Origin of the sequence: Enterobacter cloacae complex sp. XAL002 (assembly GCF_049236805.1) — a bacterium.
Lineage (GTDB): Bacteria > Pseudomonadota > Gammaproteobacteria > Enterobacterales > Enterobacteriaceae > Enterobacter > Enterobacter intestinihominis.
The window spans coordinates 35,726-58,394 of record NZ_JBMKJN010000008.1 but is presented as its reverse complement, the minus strand read 5'-3'; the positions used below and the strand labels follow the sequence as shown (position 1 = coordinate 58,394).

Below are 22,669 nucleotides of genomic sequence, written 5' to 3'. Positions count from 1 at the left end.
CGCATCGTCATAAAGCGTGACACATTACGTCATGGAACGTATTGCCAGCCGTAATGAACGGGGTTACCCTTCTCTTCCAGGCATCTGCTGATGCCTGAATCTTCGCAAAGAAAACTCCTAATTTCGTCGCGTTACCCGAGTGGACAGTTTACGTCTTTATTAATCCGTTTATTATTCGAACGCATTACCTTTATGGGTATTACCCTTTTATATGGAAACTTATTAATATGACAGTTCAGGACTATTTATTAAAATTTCGCAAGATCAATTCCCTCGAAAGCCTGGAAAAACTGTTTGACCATCTGAACTACACGCTGTCGGATAATCAGGACATCATCAATATGTACCGCGCGGCTGACCATCGTCGCGCCGAACTCGTCTCTGGCGGTCGTCTGTTCAACGTGGGGGAAGTACCTAAATCTGTCTGGCGTTACGTTGTATAAGAAAGTAGCCTTCGGCGTGAAATGTTATATACTCTCCGCCCTGCAAATTTCTGTATAACATTTCGCGCAGACTATGGGAGAGCGTATGACCGCATTGCCTGGAGAGAGAATTGGGGGCTGGTTAATCGCCCCGCTGGCATGGCTGCTGGTGGCTTTATTAAGCGCTTCGCTGGCGCTGTTGCTTTACACCACTGCACTGGTTACTCCTCATGCTATCCAGACACTGATGTCTCAGAGCGCGCTCAATATTGCGACGTGGTTTGTGTCGTTCGTTTTCGCAATCGCGATGTGGTACTACACGCTTTGGCTGACCATCGCCTTCTTCAAACGCCGCAAAAGCGTGCCGAAACATTACATTATCTGGCTGCTGGTCTCCGTGCTGCTTGCCGTCAAAGCGTTCGCTTTTTCGCCAGTTTCTGACACACTGGCGGTTCGCCAGCTACTCTTTCCGTTGCTTGCAACGGCGCTTCTGGTGCCCTATTTCAAGCGGTCGACGCGCGTTAAGAAGACCTTCGTTAACCCGTAATAACCTTACAGTTAACCTGTTGTGGCCTGTTGTCGTTTATCCGATAATAGGCGGCTCTTTTATTTCAGGCTAAATAATGACCGATTACTTACTGCTCTTTGTCGGAACTGTGCTGGTTAATAACTTCGTACTGGTGAAGTTCCTTGGCCTGTGCCCGTTTATGGGGGTCTCCAAAAAGCTGGAGACGGCAATGGGCATGGGGCTGGCCACCACCTTCGTGATGACGATGGCCTCCATTTGCGCATGGCTGATTGATACCTGGATCCTGATCCCGCTGGACATGCTCTACCTGCGCACCTTGTCCTTTATTCTGGTCATTGCGGTGGTGGTGCAATTTACCGAAATGGTAGTGCGTAAAACCAGCCCTGCCCTGTATCGCCTGTTGGGTATTTTTCTGCCCCTCATCACCACCAACTGTGCTGTGCTGGGCGTGGCGCTGCTCAACATCAACCTTGGGCATAATTTCATGCAGTCGGCGCTGTACGGTTTTTCCGCGGCGGTCGGTTTCTCTTTTGTTATGGTCCTGTTCGCGTCGATTCGCGAGCGTCTGGCAGCGGCGGATATTCCCGCGCCGTTTCGCGGAAACGCCATCGCTCTGGTGACCGCAGGTTTAATGTCTCTGGCCTTTATGGGCTTTAGTGGTCTGGTGAAGTTGTAATGAGTGCTATCTGGATTGCCATCGCGTCCATCAGCGTACTGGGACTCGTCTTTGGCATCATTCTGGGTTATGCCTCCCGCCGGTTTGCGGTGGAGGACGATCCGGTGGTTGAAAAAATTGATGAGCTTTTGCCGCAGAGCCAGTGTGGGCAGTGCGGCTACCCTGGCTGCCGTCCTTACGCTGAGGCGGTGGGCGTGCAGGGAGAAAAGATCAACCGCTGCGCGCCGGGTGGCGAAGCGGTCATGCTTAAAATAGCTGCCCTGCTGAACGTCGATCCGCAGCCTGTCGACGGCGATGAACAGGCGCAGGAGCCCGTTCGTGCCCTTGCTGTTATCGACGAAGCCAACTGCATCGGCTGCACCAAATGTATTCAGGCGTGCCCTGTCGACGCCATTGTAGGCGCAACCCGCGCCATGCACACCGTTGTGGCGGACCTGTGCACCGGCTGTAACCTCTGCGTGGCCCCCTGCCCGACGCAGTGTATAGAACTCCGCCCGGTTGAAACGACGACCGAAAGCTGGAAATGGGATCTTCAGACCATTCCGGTTCGCAATATTCCTGTGGAACAACATGCTTAAGTTATTTTCTGCTTTCAGAAAAGAGAAGATCTGGGACTTCGACGGCGGTATCCATCCCCCGGAAATGAAAACCCAGTCAAACGGTACGCCGCTGCGTCAAATTCCGCTGGCGACCCGCTACGTGATGCCATTGAAACAGCACATCGGCGCGGAAGGCGAGCTGTGCGTGAAAGAAGGCGATACCGTCCTTCGCGGCCAGCCGCTGACCTTTGGTCGTGGACGTATGTTGCCGATACATGCCCCGACTTCGGGCAAGGTGGTGGCTGTTGCCCCCCATACCGTTGCCCATCCCTCGGCGTTGTCTGAGCTGAGCGTCATCATTGAAGCCGACGGGGAAGATCGCTGGATCGATCGTGACGGCTGGAGCGACTACCGTTCCCGCAGCCGTGAAGCGCTGATTGAACGCATTCATCAGTTTGGCGTAGCAGGTCTTGGAGGCGCTGGCTTCCCGACCGGTGCCAAGCTTCACGGCGGCGGCGATAAAATCGAAACGCTGATTATTAACGCCGCCGAGTGCGAACCGTACATCACCGCCGATGATCGTCTGATGCAGGACTGTGCCGCGCAGGTGGTGGAAGGTATTCGCATTCTTGCGCATATCCTGCAACCCCGCGAAGTGCTGATCGGTATTGAGGACAATAAACCGCAGGCCATTTCGATGCTGCGCGCGGTACTGGCGGACAGCCATGATATCGCCCTGCGCGTGATTCCAACCAAATACCCATCCGGCGGGGCGAAGCAGCTGACGCAGATCCTGACCGGAAAACAGGTTCCCCACGGGGGCCGTTCGTCCGATATCGGCGTGCTGATGCAAAACGTGGGTACTGCCTACGCGGTGAAACGTGCGGTGATTGACGGAGAGCCATTGACCGAACGCGTCGTCACGCTGACCGGCGAGTCCGTCTCCCGTCCCGGCAACGTCTGGGCGCGTCTGGGTACGCCGGTGCATCATCTGCTGGAACAGGCTGGCTTCTGCCCGGGGAGCGAGCAGATGGTCATTATGGGCGGCCCGCTGATGGGCTTTACCCTGCCGTGGCTGGATGTGCCAGTGGTGAAGATTACCAACTGCCTGCTCGCCCCTTCCCCAACGGAGATGGGCGAAACGCAGGAAGAGAAAGGTTGTATACGCTGTAGCGCCTGCGCGGATGCGTGTCCGGCAGACTTGCTGCCGCAGCAGTTGTACTGGTACAGCAAAGGCCAGCTGCACGATAAAGCCCAGGCGCATAACCTGGCTGACTGTATTGAATGCGGTGCCTGTGCCTGGGTCTGCCCAAGCAATATTCCGCTGGTGCAGTACTTCCGTCAGGAGAAAGCCGAAATCTACGCTATCTCCATGGAAGAAAAACGTGCCGCTGAAGCGAAGGCTCGCTTTGAAGCGCGCCAGGCGCGACTGGAGCGCGAGAAACAAGCCCGTCAGGAACGCCATAAGCAGGCTGCCGTGCAGCCTGCGGCGAAAGATCAGGATGCGATTAACGCTGCCCTCGCCCGTGTGCGGGAGAAGAACGCGACTGCCGCTCAGCCGGTAGCGATCGTGTCTGGCCAAAAGCCGGACAATAGCGAAGCGATTGCCGCCCGCGAAGCGCGTAAAGCCGAAGCGCGCGCACGTCAGGCGGAGAAGGCGCAAAACGCCAAACCGGAAGCCGACACAGACCCGCGTAAAGCGGCGGTGGAAGCGGCTATCGCCAGGGCAAAAGCCCGTAAAGCCGGTCAACAGACAGTGGTGGTTGAACAGGAAGCGACCGATCCGCGCAAGGCGGCCGTTGAAGCCGCTATCGCCCGCGCCAAAGCACGTAAAGCGGCACAGCTTCAGCCTGCCGAAGAGAGTGAAGCGCCTGTCGACCCACGTAAAGCCGCCGTTGAAGCGGCCATCGCCCGTGCCAAAGCACGAAAAGCGGCACAGCAGGACGAACGGCCTGCGGCCGCCAACGACGATCCACGCAAAGCCGCAGTCGCCGCCGCGATTGCGCGTGTTCAGGCAAAGAAAGCCGCGCAGCAAGCCGTTAACGAGGATTAAATGGTTTTCAGAATTGCAAGTTCCCCTTATACCCATAACCAGCGCCAGACATCGCGTATTATGATGCTGGTGTGCCTGGCCGCGTTGCCAGGTATTGCCGTACAGTGTTGGTTTTTCGGCTGGGGTACGCTTTTCCAGTTAGTTCTGGGTTGCGCCAGTGCCGTCGCAGCGGAAGCAGCGATCCTGAAGCTGCGCAAAATGGAGGTGACTCGCATCCTGAGCGATAACTCCGCCCTGTTGACCGGCCTGTTGCTTGCCATCAGCATTCCCCCGTTCGCCCCGTGGTGGATGGCAGTATTGGGAACGGTATTTGCGGTGATCATCGCCAAGCAGCTGTACGGTGGGCTGGGCCATAACCCGTTTAACCCGGCAATGATTGGTTACGTGGTGCTACTGATCTCCTTCCCGGTACAGATGACCAGCTGGCTGCCGCCGCATGAGATCGCCGCCACGGTGCCCGGCTTTATGGATGCCCTGAACGTTATCTTTACTGGCCACACCGCGATGGGCGCGGATATGAACGCGCTTCGCATGGGCGTGGATGGCATCAGCCAGGCCACCCCGCTCGATACCTTCAAAACCTCCCTGCGTGCCGGCCACAGCGTCGAGCAGGTGATGAAATCGTCTATTTACAGCGGCGTACTGGCGGGTGCGGGCTGGCAGTGGGTCAATCTGGCCTACCTGTTGGGCGGTGCCTTCCTGCTGCAACAAAAAGCGATCCGCTGGCATATTCCGGTGAGCTTCCTGGTGACGCTGGCCGTCTGTTCAACGCTCGGCTGGGTCATCTCACCTGAGTCACTGGCCAGCCCGCAGCTCCATCTGCTCTCCGGCGCGACCATGCTCGGGGCATTCTTTATTCTGACCGATCCGGTCACCGCCTCTACCACCAACCGAGGTCGTCTGATTTTCGGCGCGCTGGCGGGCTTGCTGGTCTGGCTTATTCGCAGCTTTGGTGGCTATCCGGACGGCGTGGCATTTGCCGTACTGCTGGCTAACATCACCGTTCCGCTCATCGACTACTACACGCGTCCACGCGTGTACGGTCATCGCTAAGGGTTACGCCATGCTAAAGACTATGCAAAAACACGGCGTCACGCTGGCGATCTTCGCCGCCGCCCTCACCGGGCTGACCGCGCTGGTAAATGAACTGACGAAAAGCACCATTGAAGAGCAGGCAATGAAGCAGCAAAAGGCGTTGTTCGATCAGGTGATCCCATCAGACTTCTATGATAATAACCTGCAAAAAAGCTGCTTTGTCGTGCAGGCCCCGCAACTCGGTAAAGGAAGCCACCGCGTTTATATTGCCCGTAAGGGCGAGAACCCGGTGGGTGCCATCATGGAAGCCACCGCGCCGGACGGTTACTCTGGCGCAATTCAGCTGCTGGTAGGCAGCGATTTTTCCGGCACCGTGCTGGGTACGCGCGTGACGGAACATCACGAAACGCCGGGCCTTGGCGACAAAATTGAAACACGCCTGAGCGACTGGATTTTACACTTTGCCGGTAAGATGATTCATGGCGAGGACGATCCTGCTTTCGCGGTGAAAAAAGATGGCGGTGAGTTTGACCAGTTCACGGGCGCCACGATTACGCCCCGCGCGGTCGTCAACGCCGTCAAACGCGCCGGTCTGTATGCCGAAACGCTGCCCGCGCAGATCAATCATCTTTCCGCCTGTGAGGAGTGACCATGAGCCAGGTTAAAGAGGTTATCGTCCAGGGACTCTGGAAGAACAACTCGGCATTAGTACAGCTGTTGGGATTGTGCCCGCTGCTGGCGGTGACGTCTACCGCCACCAACGCGCTCGGGCTGGGGCTGGCGACCACGCTGGTGCTGACCCTGACCAACTTCTCCATTTCTGTTTTGCGCCGCTGGACGCCATCGGAAATCCGTATTCCGATTTATGTCATGATCATTGCATCGGTGGTCAGCGTCGTGCAAATGCTGATTAACGCCTACGCATTTGGCCTGTACCAGTCGCTCGGGATCTTCATTCCGCTTATCGTGACTAACTGTATTGTCGTGGGACGCGCTGAAGCCTTCGCGGTGAAAAACAACCCGGCAATTTCCGCGCTGGATGGGTTTTCCATCGGCATGGGCGCGACTGCCGCCATGTTCGTCCTCGGCTCTCTGCGTGAAATTCTGGGCAACGGTACGCTCTTCGACGGTGCGGACGCGCTGCTTGGCGGCTGGGCGAAATCGCTGCGTATCGAGGTGTTCCATACGGACACCCCATTCCTGCTGGCCATGCTACCGCCAGGCGCATTCATTGGCCTTGGAATGATGCTGGCGTTAAAATACCTGATTGATGAAAAACGTAAACGCCGCGCCGCTGAACGCAGCGTACAGGAAGGGATCCCCGAGAAAGCAGTATGAATAAAGAGAAACGCATTGCGATCCTGACGCGCCTGCGCGATGAGAATCCTCATCCAACGACAGAGCTGAATTTTAACTCGCCGTTTGAACTGTTGATCGCGGTGCTGCTCTCTGCGCAGGCCACTGACGTGAGCGTCAACAAAGCCACGGCCCTGCTCTACCCTGTCGCCAATACGCCGCAGGCCATGCTGGGGCTGGGGGTTGAAGGGGTAAAATCCTATATCAAGACCATCGGCCTGTTTAACAGTAAGGCCGAAAACGTCATTAAGACCTGCCGGATCCTGCTTGAGCAGCACGGCGGTGAAGTCCCGGAAGATCGCGCAGCGCTGGAAGCGTTGCCAGGCGTCGGGCGTAAAACGGCAAATGTCGTGCTCAACACGGCGTTTGGCTGGCCGACGATCGCCGTGGACACTCACATCTTCCGCGTTTCTAATCGCACCCGGTTCGCGCCGGGTAAAAACGTGGAAGAGGTGGAAGAAAAGCTATTAAAAGTGGTCCCTGCGGAATTTAAGGTGGATTGCCATCACTGGCTAATCCTTCACGGGCGCTATACCTGTATTGCACGTAAGCCACGCTGCGGCTCCTGCATTATCGAAGATCTCTGTGAATACAAAGAAAAAGTCTATCCCTGAAGGTACATACACTTGTTACTGTTCAAGCCCTTAGATTAAATAAGGGCTCTGATATCTTCTCCCTTGGCCGTAATTTTCCCTCTCATTGTCCATAAAGTATTGTCGATTCTGCGGATATTTAACACTCAAACAGGTTAATAGTTTTTTCATCACCAAAAATTTCTATACATCTGTGATCGCGATCACTCTGATAACTTGATGTAGGATTTTTGTTGTTAAAACCCTCTCCACGCCTTTGCCAGACAAGATCTCATCCTTTACTCACCGCATATAAGACCAGTCATTTTTCAGAATATGGGCTATATCACTGCCTTTCACCCAAAATAGCAGAACATATCGCCATACAGCCATTCATCAGGGTCATTTACAGTGAAAAAAACCACCAATTCTCAACGGATGAAATTTAACGCTGCATAACATTTGCGTGAACCGATGATTATACCGCCACAGTTATATGTAACAGATTATTACAAACGTATTGCCAGATGGGGCTGGATAGTGAACATTACCCGCCGTTTCCCCTCCCAATATAACTATAAAGCGGATGGACTACGGTCATCACGCTATGAACACCCCCGTTAATATGGGATGTAAAAAAAGAGGTATATGTGTCTACTGCAAACAATAAACCAACAGATGAGAGCGTAAGTCTTAACGCTTTCAAACAGCCTAAAGCGTTCTATCTCATTTTCTCTATCGAATTATGGGAGCGTTTTGGCTACTACGGCCTGCAAGGGATTATGGCCGTTTACCTGGTTAAGCAACTGGGTATGTCCGAAGCCGATTCCATCACGCTGTTCTCGTCCTTCAGCGCTCTGGTCTATGGCCTGGTCGCCATCGGCGGCTGGTTAGGCGATAAAGTCCTCGGTACGAAACGTGTCATTATGCTGGGCGCCGTGGTTCTGGCGATTGGCTATGGTCTGGTTGCATGGTCCGGGCACGATGCGGGCGTGGTATACATGGGCATGGCTACCATCGCGGTAGGTAACGGCCTCTTTAAGGCTAACCCGTCCTCCCTGCTTTCTACCTGCTACAACAAAGATGATCCGCGTCTGGACGGTGCATTTACCATGTACTACATGTCCATCAACATCGGTTCATTCTTCTCTATGCTGGCAACCCCATGGCTGGCCGCGAAATTCGGCTGGAGCGTAGCGTTTGCGCTGAGCTTCGTGGGTATGCTGATCACCGTTGTGAACTTCCTGTTCTGTCGCAGCTGGGTTAAAGATTATGGTTCTAAACCAGACTTCGAACCCGTGCATATGGGCAAACTGCTGGCAACCATCGTCGGCATTGTGATCCTGGCCGCTGTCGCGACCTGGCTGCTGCACAACCAGGGTATTGCACGTGCCGTACTGGCCGTGGTTGCGCTGGGTATCGTGATTATCTTCGCTAAAGAAGCCTTCGCGATGCAGGGTGCGGCACGTCGTAAGATGATTGTGGCGTTCATCCTGATGCTGGAAGCGATTATCTTCTTCGTCCTGTACAGCCAGATGCCGACGTCTCTGAACTTCTTCGCAATCCGCAACGTTGAGCACTCCATCCTGGGTATCGCGTTCGAGCCGGAGCAGTACCAGGCACTGAACCCGTTCTGGATCATGATTGGTAGCCCGATTCTGGCCGCTATCTATAACAAGATGGGCGACCGTCTGCCGATGCCGCACAAGTTCGCGATCGGTATGGTGCTGTGCTCTGGCGCATTCCTGGTGCTGCCGCTGGGGACGAAATTCGCGACCGACGCGGGTATCGTGTCTGTTAACTGGCTGATCCTGAGCTATGCGCTGCAATCCATCGGTGAACTGATGATCTCCGGTCTGGGCCTGGCGATGGTTGCACAGCTGGTCCCTCAGCGTCTGATGGGCTTCATCATGGGTAGCTGGTTCCTGACGACCGCTGGCGCAGCCATCATTGCAGGTAAGATTGCGAACCTGATGGCGGTACCGGACAACGTTACCGACCCGCTGGTCTCCCTGAACGTCTACGGTACCGTGTTCATGCAAATTGGTATCGCGACAGCCGTAATTGCCGTGCTGATGCTGCTCACTGCACCAAAACTCAATCGTATGACGCAGGACGACGACAAATCCGCTAAAGCGACCAACACCGCGAACGCGTAATGTCATCGGGAAACGACTGAACAGAAGCCGCTAATTGATTAGCGGCTTTTTTTTTATCTGAACGCGCACTAACATAGCGGGAACCTCAGCAAAAAGGAGTTACCGATGAAACTGTTCTATAAACCGGGCGCCTGCTCTCTTGCTTCGCATATCACCCTTCGCGAGAGCGGTAAGGATTTCACGCTGGACGGCGTTGACCTGATGAAAAAGCGCCTGGAAAACGGGGGTGACTTTTTTGCGATTAACCCAAAAGGGCAGGTTCCGGCCCTGCTGCTGGATGATGGTACGCTGCTGACCGAAGGCGTGGCGATAATGCAGTACCTGGCCGACAACGTGCCTGATCGTCAGCTGCTGGCACCAACAGGCAGTATCTCTCGCTATAAAACCCTTGAGTGGCTTAACTACATCGCGACCGAGCTGCACAAAGGCTTTACGCCGCTGTTCCGCCCGGATACTCCGGAAGAGTACAAACCGACCGTACGTGCGTTACTTGAGAAAAAGATGCAGTACATTAATGAATCACTGAAAGACGATCAGTGGATCTGCGGTGCGCGTTTCACCATTGCTGATGCGTATCTGTTTACCGTTCTGCGCTGGGCGCGCGCGGTGAAGCTGAACCTGGAAGGATTAGATCATATTGCGTCGTATATGGAACGCGTAGCGGCACGCCCTGCGGTTGCAGCGGCGCTGAAGGCAGAAGGGTTGAATTAATCCGAGCGCGCTGTATTGCCGGGTGGCGCTGCGCTTACCCGGCCTACACTATCCCTGCTCTTACAATTGGGTTGCGCTGAAATAATGCTCGGGCTTCGCGATACGATCCTGCGCCGCAACCACCTGTAGCTCATATTCCTGCATCGTCTTCGTCGCAATCATGATTTCATAAACGGCTGCGGTTACGTGCTCCAGCGCATCGCGCAGGCTTGCGCTCTGCAATAGCTTCACCAGCAGCAAACCGCTGGTCACATCCCCAACCCCGACAGGCTGACGTGTACCGAAATCCACCAGCGGTCGACTGATGTGCCAGGCTTCATCCTTCGTCACCAACAGCATTTCAAAACGGTCCTGGCTCAACCCTGCGCGTGCCAGGTGCTTAACCAGCACAATCTCTGGCCCCTGGGCGAGGAGCTCGCGAGAGGCGCGTACAGCCTCTTCTACGCTGTTGACCGGATGCTCGCACAGGATCTCAAGTTCAATCAGATTTGGCGCAATAATATCGCTGGCGGGCAATGCATGACGGACATGAAACTCCGCAACGCCCGGCGCGACGATGCAGCCTTTTTCCGGATGCCCCATCACCGGATCGCAGAAATATTTCGCCGCGGGGTTTGCCGCTTTCACCTGGCGCACAATGCCGAGGATATGTTCCCCCTGCTCCGCCGAACCCAGATAACCGCTCAGTACGGCATCGCAGCGTTTAAGCTGGTCGATATCCGCAATCCCCTGAACGATCTCCGTCAGATGCGACGGCGGCATCACGCAGCCGGTCCATTTACCGTACTGGGTGTGATTCGAGAACTGAACGGTATTGAGGGGCCAGACGTTGGCCCCGAGGCGGCGCATCGGGAATTCCGCAGCGCTGTTGCCAGCATGTCCAAAAACAACGTGGGACTGAATGGCGAGGATGTTCTTCATGTTGTACTTACCAAACCCTGTCAAAACAAAAGGGGCGTGGTTTCCCACGCCCCTGCGTACTTTTAATTACTTCCAGCAGACCAGGCAGTAATTTTTCTTACCGCGACGCAGCAGCGTGTAGCGACCATAGAGACGGTCGTTCTCGGTAAAGGTGTATTCCGGATCGGCCTGTTTTTCGCCATTAATGGTGATCGCGTTAGAGGCGATGGTTTTACGCGCCTGACCGCGAGACGGCTGGAGCTCGGAGTCCACCAGCGCCTGCATCAGATCGGCGCCTTTTTCCATCTCCACCATCGGCACGCCATCCTGAGCAAGCTGTTCGAAGTCCGCTTCGCTTAAATCGCTCAGGGTCCCGTTGAACAGGCTCGCCGTAATGCGTTTCGCCGCTGCCAGACCTTCTTCACCGTGAACCAGTTTAGTCACTTCGTCGGCCAGCACATACTGGGCGCGCGGTGCTTTACCGCTGTTCTTGTCTTCTTCTTCCAGCGCATTGATTTCTTCGATATCCATAAAGGTGAAGAATTTCAGGAAGCGATAAACATCGGCATCCGCCGTGTTGATCCAGAACTGGTAGAATTTGTACGGGCTGGTTTTCTTCGGATCAAGCCATACTGCGCCGCCTTCGGTTTTACCAAACTTGGTACCGTCTGCTTTGGTGATCAGCGGCACGGTCAGACCAAACACCTGATTCTGGTGAAGGCGACGGGTCAGATCGATACCGGAGGTGATGTTACCCCACTGATCAGAACCGCCAATTTGCAGCGACACGCCGTGCAGCTTGTTCAGGCAGGCGAAGTCATACCCCTGCAACAGGTTGTAGGAGAACTCGGTGAAAGAGATTCCCTGATCGTCACGGTTAAGACGCTGCTTGACCGCTTCTTTGTTAATCATCTGGTTAACAGAGAAGTGTTTGCCGATGTCACGCAGGAACGTCAGCACGTTCATGCCACCAAACCAGTCGTAGTTGTTCGCCGCAATCGCAGCGTTGTCACCACAGTTGAAATCCAGGAACGGTGCAACCTGTTTACGGATCTTATCCACCCACTCCTGCACGGTGTCTTCGGTATTCAGCTTACGCTCAGCGGCTTTGAAACTTGGGTCGCCAATCAGACCAGTCGCACCGCCAACCAGGGCAACAGGCTTATGACCCGCCATCTGGAAGCGTTTCAGGCATAACAATGGAACAAGATGCCCCAAATGCAAGCTGTCAGCGGTGGGATCGAAGCCGCAATAGAGCGCGATCGGGCCTTGCGCCAGTCGCTCTGCTAACGCTTCCTCGTCCGTCACCTGGGCCACCAGGCCCCGCTCTTGCAATTGTTTAATCAAGTTACTGCTTGCCATCAAATTCTCCATGTATAAACGACTGCACCTTTGCCGGTACACGACTTTTCGCCTGATGCGAAAGGACCATAGAATAAAGCGCCAGCGCGGTGTGCGCTAGCGCTTAAATCAACAAATTTTGGGGATTACGGTGCCAGTCGGTCTATTTTCCAGCCACCGTTGTCGCGCTGGTATAAAAAGCGATCGTGCAGGCGGTGCTCACCGCCCTGCCAGAATTCCATCTGCTCAATGGGGATGCGGAACCCGCCCCAGAAACTCGGCAGCGGCACTTCACCCTGCTGAAACTTCTGTTTGAGTTCGAGGAATTTACTTTCAAGTACGCCGCGGGCCGAGATTCGGCTGGACTGTTTAGAAACCCAGGCGCCAATCTGACTGTCGCGCGGTCGGCTGTGGAAATATTTCATCACTTCGAGCGTAGAGAGGCGCTCTGCCTTGCCGGTAACCATCACCTGGCGCTCAAGCATATGCCACGGGAAGAGCAGGCTAATACGCGGGTTATTTTCCAGGTGATGCGCTTTACGACTACCAAGGTTGGTGTAGAACACCAGCCCTTTCTCGTCATAATGCTTAAGAAGAACGATGCGTTGATACGGCTGACCGTTTTCATCAACCGTGGCAACGACCATCGCCGTCGGGTCGGCCAGTTTCGCTTCGCAGGCCTGTTTCAGCCAGCGTTCAAAAAGCACCAGCGGTTCGGCGGGAAGATCCTGGCGGCGCAGACCGCCTTTGGTGTATTCACGGCGCAGATGCGCAATTTGCTGTAGTTCGTCGTTATCTGACATGGCGTTAGCTGAAAGTGAGGTTGGGTGGCGCTATTGTGCGCGCCCCCTTCAAAAATCTCAACGCTTCGGATTTTCCAGCTGACAATTGTTCAGCACAATGCGGTCTCGCTTATAGACGGTGGCGCTGTCACCTTTTGACCAGAAGACGTAGATCCCATCCGTGTAACGCGCCCCGGAGGCGGACATCCCCTGCTTCAGCGTCAACAACTTATTGTCATAAACAAAGCTGGCTTCCTGGCGAGTGTTGTTCAGCTTCACCGTCAGCGGTTTTTCATCACAACGATATTCCAGCGTATCGGTTTGCATACGCTCAACGAACTGGTTATAGACGCTGCATCCGGTCATAAGAAAAGGTACAGCAATGAGAAGAAGTTTTTTCATGGGCAGATTCCGAAGACTATCCTGGTCCTGGAGGGCCTAACCGCCCTCCTGTTTTTCCCTATTTTACGGGTTATGCCTCCCGCTGAATTTCAGTTAACTCTGATTATGGCGCGGATTTGCCGGGAAAATAGCACCGAGGACGCTCGCCTCTCGCGCACCGGTTACGGAGGGTAAATTCCCGGGCAGACCGGCAACCGTACGCCAGGCAAGCCAGGCGAAGGCCAGCGCTTCCATGTCGTCTCCGCTGATCCCGGCTTCGTCAGTGGTCGTGACTTCGGTGCCCGGCAGCAGGGCGGCGAGGCGTGCCATCAGGAGCGGGTTGCGGCTTCCGCCTCCGCATACCAGCAGACGCTCGCACCCGCCGCTGAGCAACACCTGTTCAGAAATCGACACGGCGGTAAGCTCAGTCAGCGTAGCCTGCACATCCTGAGGCGCAAGGCCGGGGAAGCGTGCCAGCTGACGTTCAAGCCAGCCGTAGTTGAAATACTCTCGCCCCGTGCTTTTCGGCGCGGGCAGGGCAAAGAATGGATCGCTTAACAGGGCTTGCAGCAAGGGAAGGATCACTTTCCCCTGGCTGGCCCACTGCGCGTCTTTGTCGTAGGGTTTACCGTTCTGACGCCAGATCCAGGCATCCATCAGCATATTACCGGGCCCGGTATCGTATCCACGCACGGGCTGCCCGGGAATGAGCATCGACAGGTTGGCAATCCCGCCAATGTTCAGAACCATTCTGCGCTCCACCGGGTGCGCCAGCAGCGCCTGATGAAATGCCGGAACCAGCGGCGCCCCCTGCCCGCCGAGGGCCATATCGCGACGACGGAAATCCCCCACCACCGTCACGCCGGTTTTTGCCACAATCTGGTTATTATCGCCAATTTGCATCGTGTGCGGCGCCTCGCCGACAGGTTCATGCCAGACGGTCTGGCCATGGCAGCCTATTGCCACGACATCCTGCGGATGAAGTCTTTCTTGCTGCATCAGGGCCAATACCGCATCAGCAAACAGCGCCCCCAGACGCACATCCAGTTGGCCCAGTTGGGAAAGCGTCAGCTGTTGCCCCTGGCAGATGCTCAGGATCTCTTCTTTTAACGAGACCGGAATAGGCCAGGTCAGGCTTGCCTGCTGCGCCACCATGTTTTCATCAATGGCGGCCAGAACGACATCCACACCGTCAAGACTGGTACCAGACATCACACCGATATAGCGACCCGATTTCATGCGCTTTCCTTACGTTACATGGGCTAAGTGCAACCACTCCATCATAAATAACGCTGCTTTGCTATCCGGTGATAATATTTTTTAACAATCTCAGACCTGTAGCACAGACGGTTTTTGTTTATGTCCCGTTAAGCCCCGTTCAGGTAAAATTTATCTATTCGGCATGCAAAGATATGAACTGTGGTCAGGAATGCCATATAATTTAGCCATAACGGATGCCCCAACCGGGCGTTTTTTGGTGAACAGGAGAGTCAAATGATTTTACGTGTACTGGGCGTTTCGCTGATTGGTTTAACACTGGCGGGTTGTGTGAACGACAATTCACTCTCCGGCGACGTATATAGTGCTTCTGAAGCTAAACAGGTACAGAACGTGACCTATGGTACTATCGTTAATGCCCGTCCTGTTCAGATTCAGGGTGGTGATGACACGAACGTCGTGGGCGCAATCGGTGGTGCTGTGCTGGGTGGTTTCCTGGGTAACACCATTGGTGGCGGCACCGGTCGCTCTCTGGCTACCGCAGCAGGCGCAGTTGCAGGCGGCGTAGCGGGTCAGGGCGTTCAGGGTGCGATGAACAAAACTCAGGGCGTTGAGCTGGAAATCCGTAAAGACGATGGCAGCACCATTATGGTTGTGCAGAAACAGGGTAATACTCGCTTCTCTGCAGGCCAGCGTGTTGTACTGGCAAGCAACGGTAGCCAGGTCACCGTCTCCCCGCGTTAATATCCCTACGTATGCGGTCCTTTCGGGCCGCATCCATTTACAAAAACTATCATTTTAAAAAATGTATTTATAAAAACACATTCACACGGCGTATAATTAATTCCCTCTGATATTGTTCCTGCGCAAAGTATTTTTTATTTCCCTCCTTTAGACTCGTCTGATTCTCTTTTTCCTCTTTTTAATTTTTTAACATTCTATGCTTGCGAACTGTCGATTTGTAATGAACCGCTTTGTGGCCTTTGCACTTGGGTGCATTTTTATCATTGCCGTGTTACAAGGTTGTTTTATAAAACTTGTTGAATGGGTTCCTTCATTCTCTCCGCTATTTTTCCCTACGCTCACTATTTTTCTTCTGGTATTCCATCTGTTTATCGCCTGTTTTATGGCAATGAAATACTGGTGTGATAAAAAACGGCTATATCTCGTTCCGATTGCGTCAGCCTTTGCCGGTTCAGCACTGCTGATGGTGGGTACGCTATCCAGTTTTCCAGGTTGGCTGGATCTCTATCAGTTCAACGAGGCGAACTATAATGACGCGATGATCTTTTATATGTTCCGACACCTCTTAATGGCGGTGCTCATGATGGCCTCAGCCTTACTTTATACGCTTCGCGTTTCCCCCCTTTCACGAAGCACCCACATCGGTATTGTTGTCGGATCGGCTCTCTTTACGGGCTGCATGCTTTGGCTGGCGTGGTTCTATTCCAGCCATTCCACGACGTTAACCCTGGATCTTGTGGATAATGAAACCCGGCAGTTCATGATTCTCTGGAGCCAGACCATCAACATCATTTTGGTCATTCTTTGGGTTGTCACATTAATCACCCTGATGGTCGTGACCCGGATAAGAAATTTGTTCTGGGCGGGCGGCAATTTTTTATGCGTCTGTTATGTCGTCACGCTGTTAATGCTGTTGTTAGGTGGATACGTAGAAGATGTATCATGGTACCGCGCCCGGTTATTCGAAACTGTCGCGACATTAATGATTATTTTCATTTTGCTTTCCGACGTCTTTAATTTGTATCGTGACTCGCACGTCAAATACCAGCAGTCATATCAAAATTCAATCCGCGACCCGCTTACCCGTCTTTATAATCGCAGCTATTTTTATGATTCATTAAACTATGCCCTCAGCTCTGCAACGGAGGCACACCCGGTATCGGTGGTGGTAAGCGACCTTGACCGTTTCAAACGTATCAACGACTGTTACGGGCATTTGCAGGGCGATAAGGTATTACAGTTCGTCTCTAATCTGCTGACGGATTCCGTGCGCCCCCAGGATATCGCGGCCCGAATCGGTGGTGAAGAGTTTGTGTTGATGCTGACAAATACCCCTTCAGACGCCGCGCGGCAGGTGGCCGAACGCATTCGCCTCAAGCTGAGCGGGTTTGATAAAGCCAGCAGCGGCGGTCATCTGCCGGAACCCATTACCATCAGCATGGGCGTATTCACCGCAACCTCGCCGGAAACCAGTGCGGAAACCTGCGTGGAGAGCGCGGATAAAGCCATGTATGAGGCAAAAGAGACAGGGCGCAACCGGGTGGTGGTGTTCAGATAATAAGAAAGGCCTTGATTTCGCAAGGCCTTTACGTTCGGTCAGTCGCGAGACTGCAGATCGTGGATGTTCTGCTCAAGACGAGCGATGAGTCCTATCAGCATCTCCAGCTCAGCGGGGGAAATACCTTCAAGGATCTCCCCACGCGTTTTACTGATGACAGCTTCCATCTCAGTAATAATCGGGGCCGCTTTTTCCGTCAATTTGATCCGCTTGGCGCGACGGTCGCTGGCGCAGGTTTGTCGGGAGATAAGTCCCTTCTCTTCCAGTTGGTCAAGAGTGCGCACCAGTGACGGCTGCTCAATGCCAATCGCTTTTGCCAGTTGGATCTGTGACTGGTCGGGCGGGAGCTGATGAATGTTATGCAGCGTAACCCAGTGCGTCTGCGTGAGTTCCAGAGGTTTCAGGCGATGGTCAATCAGAGCACGCCAGATGCGTACCAACCTTGCCAGATCAGAACCTAATGGCGATTCCAATTTCATCTCCTTATAATTAGCTTGCTAAGTGATTATAGTGATTTTAGAATAGTTTGCAGTATTTGTATTGCCAAAACAAATGCAATCACGGTATTCATCATTCCTGAAAGGATGATTTACACTGAACGGTAATGCGCCATCGCATTGAAATATGCCATTGTGGCCCTCACCCCACTGCAAAGGATCACTGCTTGTGACGTTCTTTTCCCTCTCCGCAGGGTTGCCCCTCCAGGATCTGATTGTCGGCGCATCGGTCTACTTTCCGCCACTGTTTAAAGCCGTGATGGTCGGTTTTGTGATCTGGCTCATTGCGCATCGTCTGCTGCGCGACTGGATGTATTCCGGTGAAATCTGGCACCCGATGTTAATGGATCTCTCCCTGTTTACCCTTTCCGTCTGTCTTGGCCTTGCCGTGTTAACCGTGTGGTGAGAATAGCATTGAAAACGTTAAAATATTTTTCCACTCTTTTCGTTTTAGCGCTGGCGCTTATGGCCGGCTGGTGGCTCTGGAATTATTACATGCAGTCGCCCTGGACGCGTGACGGCAAGATCCGCGCAGAACAGGTCAGCATCACGCCACAGGTGTCCGGCAGTATCAGCGCGCTGCTGGTGAAGGACAACCAGTTCGTTCATGCGGGCGATGTGTTATTCCGCATCGATGAGACCCCTTTCCACATTGCGGTGCTCAATGCCCAGGCGCAGCTCGCAAAAGCTCAATCAGATCTGGCAAAAGCCAATAACGAAGCCGAACGTCGCCGACATCTGTCGAGGAATTACATCTCTGCGGAAGATCTCGATACCGCCAATATCAATGTAAAAGCCATGCAGGCCAGCCTGAAGGTTGCAGAGGCAACGCTGAAACAGGCCGAGTGGCAACTGACCCAGACCGTTGTCAAAGCTCCGGTGGATGGATGGATCACGAGCCTGTCGACCCGTGTGGGGGATTACGCCACCACAGGCCAGCCGGTCTTTGCCCTGGTAGATAGCCACTCTTTCTATGTTGTAGGTTATTTTGAAGAGACCAAGCTGCGGCATATCCGCGAGGGTGCGCCTGCCCGGATCACGCTTTACAGCGGTGCAGAAAAGTTACAGGGTCACGTTAGTAGCATAGGTCGGGCAATTTACGATCAGAGCGTGGAAACCGATTCTGGTCTGGTGCCTGACATCAAACCCAACGTACCGTGGGTGCGTCTGGCTCAGCGGGTGCCTGTTCGCGTCGAGTTAGAGCAACTGCCGAAAGACATTACTCTGGTCTCTGGCACAACCTGCACCGTCGCCATCGGATCGCGATGATGAACCTGGGAGCTTTCTCCTGGCGCAATACGCCGTGGATAAAAGCGACACGGCCGCAGTGGCGTTACGCGCTGCGTAACGGCATCGCCATGTGCCTTGCGCTTACGGTTGCCTATTATCTGAATCTTGATGAGCCTTACTGGGCGATGACCTCTGCGGCGGTCGTCAGCTTCCCTACCGTCGGGGGCGTTATCAGTAAAAGCCTCGGGCGCGTGGCGGGTAGCCTGCTGGGTGCGACCGCTGCACTGCTTCTTGCCGGCCATACCCTGAACGATCCCTGGCTCTTTCTGTTAAGCATGTCGGCATGGCTGGGGCTGTGCACCTGGGCCTGCGCCCATTTTACCAACAACGTTGCGTACGCGTTTCAACTGGCAGGTTACACCGCAGCCATTATCGCCTTTCCGGTCGTCAACGTGCTGGATACCACCGAGCTATGGGACATCGCCCAGGCACGCGTATGTGAAGTGATGGTCGGCATTCTGTGCGGCGGCGTCATGATGATGATCCTGCCCAGCACCTCGGATGGCACTACGCTTATCACCGCCCTTAAAACGATGCACGCGCGTTTGCTGGAACATGCCAGCCTGCTCTGGCAGCCTGATAGCAGCGATAACATCCGTCTAGCACACGAAAAGGTCATCGGCCAGATCCTGACCATGAATCTGCTGCGCATCCAGGCTTTCTGGAGCCACTACCGTTTTCGTCGCCAGAACACGCTCCTGAACTATTTACTGCACCAGCAATTGCGGATGACGAGTGCGATCTCAAGCCTTCGCCGGATGTTGCTGAACTGGCCTGCGCCGCCAGCCCATACCCGGGAAGTTATCGAGGCGCTGCTCGCCGCCCTTGCGCGTCCGGATGCCGATATCTATACCGTGGCCCGCATTATCGCGCCGCTCGCCCCAACGGATGAATATGATTACCGGCACCGCGCCTTCTGGCAGCGTCTGAACTATTTCTGCCGCCTGTATCTGCGCAGCAGCCGCTGGTTAAAAGCCGTCGAAAATGCCACGCCCGTCACCGAATTTTCCGTTCCCGGTAGCCCAGCTCTGGCGCGCCATACCGACGCAATGGAGGCGCTGTGGAGCGGTTTTCGTACGTTTTGCGCGTTGACGGCCGTGGGCGCATGGGCCATCACCACCCAATGGGATGCGGGCAGTGCAGCCCTGACGCTTGCGGCAATCAGCTGCGTGCTCTATTCCGTCGCAGCTTCCCCGTTTAATTCCCTGACGCTTCTGCTGCGTACGCTGGTACTGCTGTCGCTGTTCAGCTTCGTGGTGAAATTTGGTTTGATGGTGCAGATAACCGACCTCTGGCAATTTCTGCTGTTTCTCTTCCCGCTATTAACCACCATGCAGTTGCTCAAACTGCAAATGCCAAAACTGGCCGGTCTGTGGGGGCAGTTGATTGTTTTTATGGGCTCATTTATCTCTGTAACGAATCCTCCGGTTTACGATTACGCTGATTTTCTCAACGATAACCTGGCGAAGATCCTCGGCGTGGGGCTGGCGTGGCTGGCTTTCGCCGTGCTACGCCCGGGCTCGGATGCGCGTAAAAGCCGCAGGCATATTCGTGAGCTGCGCAGGGGTTTTGTCGATCAACTGAGTCGCAGCCCGCATCTGCGTGAAAGTGAGTATGAATCGCTGGTTTACCATCATGTCAGCCAGCTGAACAACAGCCAGGATTCCCTCTCCCGTCGCTGGCTACTGCGCTGGGGCGTGGTGCTGTTGAACTGTTCGCACGTGGTGTGGCAGCTGCGTGCCTGGGAGACGCGTTCCGACCCGCTTTCGCAGGTCCGCGATAATTGTATTTCCATGCTTCGCGATGTGATGAGCGAGCGCGGAGTTCAGCAACGCCCCCTGAGCGTCACGCTCGCCGAGCTTCAGCGTATTTGCGACGCTCTGGCGCACCACCATCAGCCTGCGGCCCGCGATCTGGCGTCCATTATCTGGCGGCTGCACTGCTCCCTGTCACAGCTTGAACAGGCGCCGCCACCCGGAACAATTGGCGATCAGATCACCCCGCAGGCATAGCGCGCCCCGCCGCCGCCAAGCGGTTTAGGTTGATCGGACATGTTATCGCCGCCCACATGGACCATCAGCGCCTTGCCTTTGACCTCGTCAATCTTTTTCAGCCGGGGCGCAACAACCGGATCGGTGGCTTTACCGTCGTTATTCACCACCAGCACCGGCAGATCGCCGAGGTGCCCCATACCTTCCGGGCCTTCATGCTTACCAGAGTTGTGCGGATCCAGATGCCCCCCAGCGGCCTCAGCGGCTGAAGGTTTCCCCTCTTTCATTGCAGGTTGACAGCTGCCTTTGGCATGAACGTGAAAACCATGTTCACCGGGTGGAAGTGCCTTGAGATCGGGAGCAAATTCCAGCCCTTTATCGGTTTCGGTGATTTTCACCGTCCCGATGGACTGGCCTACCCCCTGAGAAGTGACGAGATTCATTTCAACGTCCTCGCTGGCTGCCTGCGCACCTGCGCAAACAACCAGCGTGACCATTGCCAGAGCAAAACGCTTCATAAGACCTCCACGGGTTATTTTTTGCACCTTAAGTCTATACCAGCGGCGCAGATTTCACCGGAAAGTCAGGTTCAGGCGTGCTCAGGGTACGTCGTAGCCCAGCGCCGCCTTGCGGATGCGGAACCACTGCTGACGCGACATATCCAGCTCTTCAGCCACCAGCGCAGCGCGGACCCGCTCAATTTTGCCGGAGCCGATAATCGGCAGCGGTTTAGACGGCAGGCGCAGGATCCAGGCGTAAACCACCTGCTCAATACTCTCCGCATTCAGTTCGCGGGCCACCGTTTCAAGCTCGTTACGCAGCGGCTGGAATGCTTCATCGTTAAACAGGCGGCCGCCTCCCAGGCAGGACCATGCCATTGGACGGATGCGCAGCTGTTGCAATTGGTCGAGCGTGCCATCCAGCAGCAGCGGCTGATGAACAGGCGAAATCTCCACCTGATTCGTCGCCAGCGTAAACGGCAGGCGAGACTGCAATAGCGCAAACTGTGCCGGGGTGAAATTAGACACACCAAAATGACGCACTTTGCCGCTCTGGTGTAGCGTCAGGAACGCTTCTGCAACCTCGTCCGCATCCATCAATGGATCGGGACGGTGGATCAGCAGCAGGTCGATACGATCGGTGGCCAGGTTGACCAGTGACTGCTCGGCGCTTTTAACGATATGCACGCTGTCAGTGATGTAATGCCCAAGTGCATGCTCCGGTTTTGCTGTGGTGGCAATACCGCATTTGGTCACAATCTCCATACGTTCACGCAGCGCTGGCGCACGCTTCAGCGCTTCGCCAAAAGCGGCCTCGCACTGATAGCCGCCATAAATATCAGCGTGATCGACGGTGGTGATCCCGAGATCGAGATGCTCTTCTATAAAGTCCGCCAGCTGGACCGGAGACATATTCCAGTCCATAAGGCGCCAGTAGCCCATAACGAATCGGGAGAATTCCGGGCCCTGCGGGGCAAGGGTAATACGCTGAACCATAACATTTTCCTCAAGGAAGTCATGTCACCAGTATACGCAATTACCCTGCTAAAACAGTGAAGGTTGCTGAGGTTCTTCGGTTTCAACCGCTTTGTTTGCACGAATTTTGCGCAGCAGACGTTGTCGACAGAGCCGTAAGACCTCCTGCTTTTGCGCGTCGCTGAAATTTTGCCAGTTAAAACGTTCATCGCGTGTGCGCATGCAGCCACGGCAGTATCCTCGTTCATCAACCTGGCAAATACCCCGGCACGGGCTCTGGACAGGGAAAAATTCCAGTTGCTCTGCCACACCTACCTCCAGAACGTCATTATTCCCTACAGTGAAGACCCTAAATGGCCTGCATGCAAGGAGTGTCCGTCACAAACAGGGCATTAAGGTTTCGCTAATCTTCCCTTCTTATACTCGCCGCATTGATATAA

General features: G+C 54.6%; 25 protein-coding genes. 16 read left to right on the top strand and 9 right to left on the bottom strand.

Annotated features, from left to right (window positions below; all coding sequences use genetic code 11):
- Window positions 1-227: 227 nt before the first annotated feature.
- From ydgT to gstA, 11 genes are all read left to right on the top strand, one after another.
- Window positions 228-443 (top strand): transcription modulator YdgT, encoded by a 216-nt coding sequence (ydgT, locus tag ACOT0L_RS09695; RefSeq protein ID WP_000217941.1) that lies wholly within the window; start codon window positions 228-230, stop codon window positions 441-443.
- An 85-nt stretch (window positions 444-528) separates the two neighbouring features.
- A complete protein-coding gene (locus tag ACOT0L_RS09690) occupies window positions 529-969 on the top strand; it encodes a DUF2569 domain-containing protein (protein WP_063853896.1) in 441 nt (146 codons plus the stop codon).
- A 76-nt stretch (window positions 970-1,045) separates the two neighbouring features.
- Window positions 1,046-1,627 (top strand): electron transport complex subunit RsxA, encoded by a 582-nt coding sequence (gene rsxA, locus ACOT0L_RS09685; RefSeq protein ID WP_022647920.1) that lies wholly within the window; start codon window positions 1,046-1,048, stop codon window positions 1,625-1,627.
- Window positions 1,627-2,205, top strand: a complete 579-nt coding sequence (gene rsxB, locus ACOT0L_RS09680; RefSeq protein WP_015570664.1) for an electron transport complex subunit RsxB — start codon at window positions 1,627-1,629, stop codon at window positions 2,203-2,205. Before rsxA ends, rsxB begins: the two co-directional genes overlap by 1 nt.
- Window positions 2,198-4,219: an electron transport complex subunit RsxC gene (gene rsxC, locus ACOT0L_RS09675; protein ID WP_022647919.1), complete on the top strand. Its 2,022-nt coding sequence runs from the start codon at window positions 2,198-2,200 to the stop codon at window positions 4,217-4,219. Before rsxB ends, rsxC begins: the two co-directional genes overlap by 8 nt.
- Window positions 4,220-5,272, top strand: a complete 1,053-nt coding sequence (gene rsxD, locus ACOT0L_RS09670; RefSeq protein ID WP_126503409.1) for an electron transport complex subunit RsxD — start codon at window positions 4,220-4,222, stop codon at window positions 5,270-5,272.
- A 10-nt stretch (window positions 5,273-5,282) separates the two neighbouring features.
- A complete protein-coding gene (rsxG, locus tag ACOT0L_RS09665; RefSeq protein ID WP_022647917.1) occupies window positions 5,283-5,903 on the top strand; it encodes an electron transport complex subunit RsxG in 621 nt (206 codons plus the stop codon).
- Window positions 5,904-5,905: 2 nt separating this feature from the next.
- On the top strand, window positions 5,906-6,592 hold the full coding sequence (locus tag ACOT0L_RS09660) for an electron transport complex subunit E (RefSeq protein WP_003857592.1): 687 nt from the start codon (window positions 5,906-5,908) through the stop codon (window positions 6,590-6,592).
- Entirely contained in the window at window positions 6,589-7,224 is a 636-nt protein-coding gene (gene nth, locus ACOT0L_RS09655; protein WP_023306010.1) for an endonuclease III, read from the top strand. The genes ACOT0L_RS09660 and nth overlap by 4 nt, the downstream gene beginning before the upstream one ends.
- Window positions 7,225-7,832: 608 nt before the next feature.
- On the top strand, window positions 7,833-9,341 hold the full coding sequence (gene dtpA / locus ACOT0L_RS09650) for a dipeptide/tripeptide permease DtpA (RefSeq protein ID WP_023299961.1): 1,509 nt from the start codon (window positions 7,833-7,835) through the stop codon (window positions 9,339-9,341).
- A gap of 105 nt (window positions 9,342-9,446) precedes the next feature.
- Window positions 9,447-10,052: a glutathione transferase GstA gene (gene gstA, locus ACOT0L_RS09645; RefSeq protein ID WP_045308481.1), complete on the top strand. Its 606-nt coding sequence runs from the start codon at window positions 9,447-9,449 to the stop codon at window positions 10,050-10,052.
- 60 nt (window positions 10,053-10,112) lie between these two features.
- Here gstA and pdxY read toward each other — a convergent pair whose 3' ends face one another.
- From pdxY to anmK, 5 genes are all read right to left on the bottom strand, one after another.
- Window positions 10,113-10,973 (bottom strand): pyridoxal kinase PdxY, encoded by an 861-nt coding sequence (gene pdxY / locus ACOT0L_RS09640; protein WP_063849281.1) that lies wholly within the window; start codon window positions 10,971-10,973, stop codon window positions 10,113-10,115.
- 66 nt (window positions 10,974-11,039) lie between these two features.
- Window positions 11,040-12,314 (bottom strand): tyrosine--tRNA ligase, encoded by a 1,275-nt coding sequence (gene tyrS / locus ACOT0L_RS09635; RefSeq protein ID WP_022647913.1) that lies wholly within the window; start codon window positions 12,312-12,314, stop codon window positions 11,040-11,042.
- Window positions 12,315-12,439: 125 nt separating this feature from the next.
- Window positions 12,440-13,096: a pyridoxamine 5'-phosphate oxidase gene (gene pdxH, locus ACOT0L_RS09630; RefSeq protein ID WP_126503411.1), complete on the bottom strand. Its 657-nt coding sequence runs from the start codon at window positions 13,094-13,096 to the stop codon at window positions 12,440-12,442.
- A 57-nt stretch (window positions 13,097-13,153) separates the two neighbouring features.
- Entirely contained in the window at window positions 13,154-13,477 is a 324-nt protein-coding gene (gene mliC / locus ACOT0L_RS09625; protein WP_022647912.1) for a C-type lysozyme inhibitor, read from the bottom strand.
- 93 nt (window positions 13,478-13,570) lie between these two features.
- On the bottom strand, window positions 13,571-14,695 hold the full coding sequence (gene anmK, locus ACOT0L_RS09620) for an anhydro-N-acetylmuramic acid kinase (protein ID WP_063146037.1): 1,125 nt from the start codon (window positions 14,693-14,695) through the stop codon (window positions 13,571-13,573).
- A 255-nt stretch (window positions 14,696-14,950) separates the two neighbouring features.
- On the opposite strand from anmK, the gene slyB reads away from it, so the two are divergent.
- Complete coding sequence (gene slyB, locus ACOT0L_RS09615) at window positions 14,951-15,418, top strand: outer membrane lipoprotein SlyB (RefSeq protein WP_022647910.1); 468 nt, start codon at window positions 14,951-14,953, stop codon at window positions 15,416-15,418.
- 196 nt (window positions 15,419-15,614) lie between these two features.
- Window positions 15,615-16,976: a sensor domain-containing diguanylate cyclase gene (locus ACOT0L_RS09610; RefSeq protein WP_045308479.1), complete on the top strand. Its 1,362-nt coding sequence runs from the start codon at window positions 15,615-15,617 to the stop codon at window positions 16,974-16,976.
- A gap of 38 nt (window positions 16,977-17,014) precedes the next feature.
- Here the strand turns inward: ACOT0L_RS09610 and slyA are convergent, their stop codons facing one another.
- Window positions 17,015-17,455, bottom strand: a complete 441-nt coding sequence (slyA, locus tag ACOT0L_RS09605) for a transcriptional regulator SlyA (RefSeq protein WP_032623345.1) — start codon at window positions 17,453-17,455, stop codon at window positions 17,015-17,017.
- 187 nt (window positions 17,456-17,642) lie between these two features.
- Here slyA and ACOT0L_RS09600 point away from each other — a divergent pair, with 187 nt between their 5' ends.
- Genes ACOT0L_RS09600 through ACOT0L_RS09590 form a run of 3 tightly spaced genes read left to right on the top strand, consistent with a single transcriptional unit; the run spans window position 17,643 to window position 20,775 of the window.
- The gene (locus ACOT0L_RS09600; protein WP_022647907.1) at window positions 17,643-17,879 is read left to right on the top strand and encodes a DUF1656 domain-containing protein; all 237 of its coding nucleotides are present in this window, start codon (window positions 17,643-17,645) and stop codon (window positions 17,877-17,879) included.
- Between the two features lie 2 nt (window positions 17,880-17,881).
- Window positions 17,882-18,742 (top strand): HlyD family secretion protein, encoded by an 861-nt coding sequence (locus ACOT0L_RS09595; protein WP_038417029.1) that lies wholly within the window; start codon window positions 17,882-17,884, stop codon window positions 18,740-18,742.
- Window positions 18,742-20,775, top strand: a complete 2,034-nt coding sequence (locus ACOT0L_RS09590) for an FUSC family protein (protein WP_032677351.1) — start codon at window positions 18,742-18,744, stop codon at window positions 20,773-20,775. Before ACOT0L_RS09595 ends, ACOT0L_RS09590 begins: the two co-directional genes overlap by 1 nt.
- Here the strand turns inward: ACOT0L_RS09590 and sodC are convergent.
- From sodC to ACOT0L_RS09575, 3 genes are all read right to left on the bottom strand, one after another.
- Window positions 20,754-21,272 carry a superoxide dismutase [Cu-Zn] SodC gene (gene sodC / locus ACOT0L_RS09585; protein ID WP_038415947.1) on the bottom strand — a complete coding sequence of 173 codons (519 nt, stop codon included), beginning with the start codon at window positions 21,270-21,272 and terminating at the stop codon, window positions 20,754-20,756. The two genes, ACOT0L_RS09590 and sodC, sit on opposite strands and share 22 nt — an antisense overlap.
- 81 nt (window positions 21,273-21,353) lie before the next feature.
- Window positions 21,354-22,250 carry an aldo/keto reductase gene (locus tag ACOT0L_RS09580; protein WP_126503413.1) on the bottom strand — a complete coding sequence of 299 codons (897 nt, stop codon included), beginning with the start codon at window positions 22,248-22,250 and terminating at the stop codon, window positions 21,354-21,356.
- 48 nt (window positions 22,251-22,298) lie between these two features.
- Entirely contained in the window at window positions 22,299-22,538 is a 240-nt protein-coding gene (locus ACOT0L_RS09575; protein WP_023299951.1) for a DUF1289 domain-containing protein, read from the bottom strand.
- Window positions 22,539-22,669 lie beyond the last annotated feature (131 nt).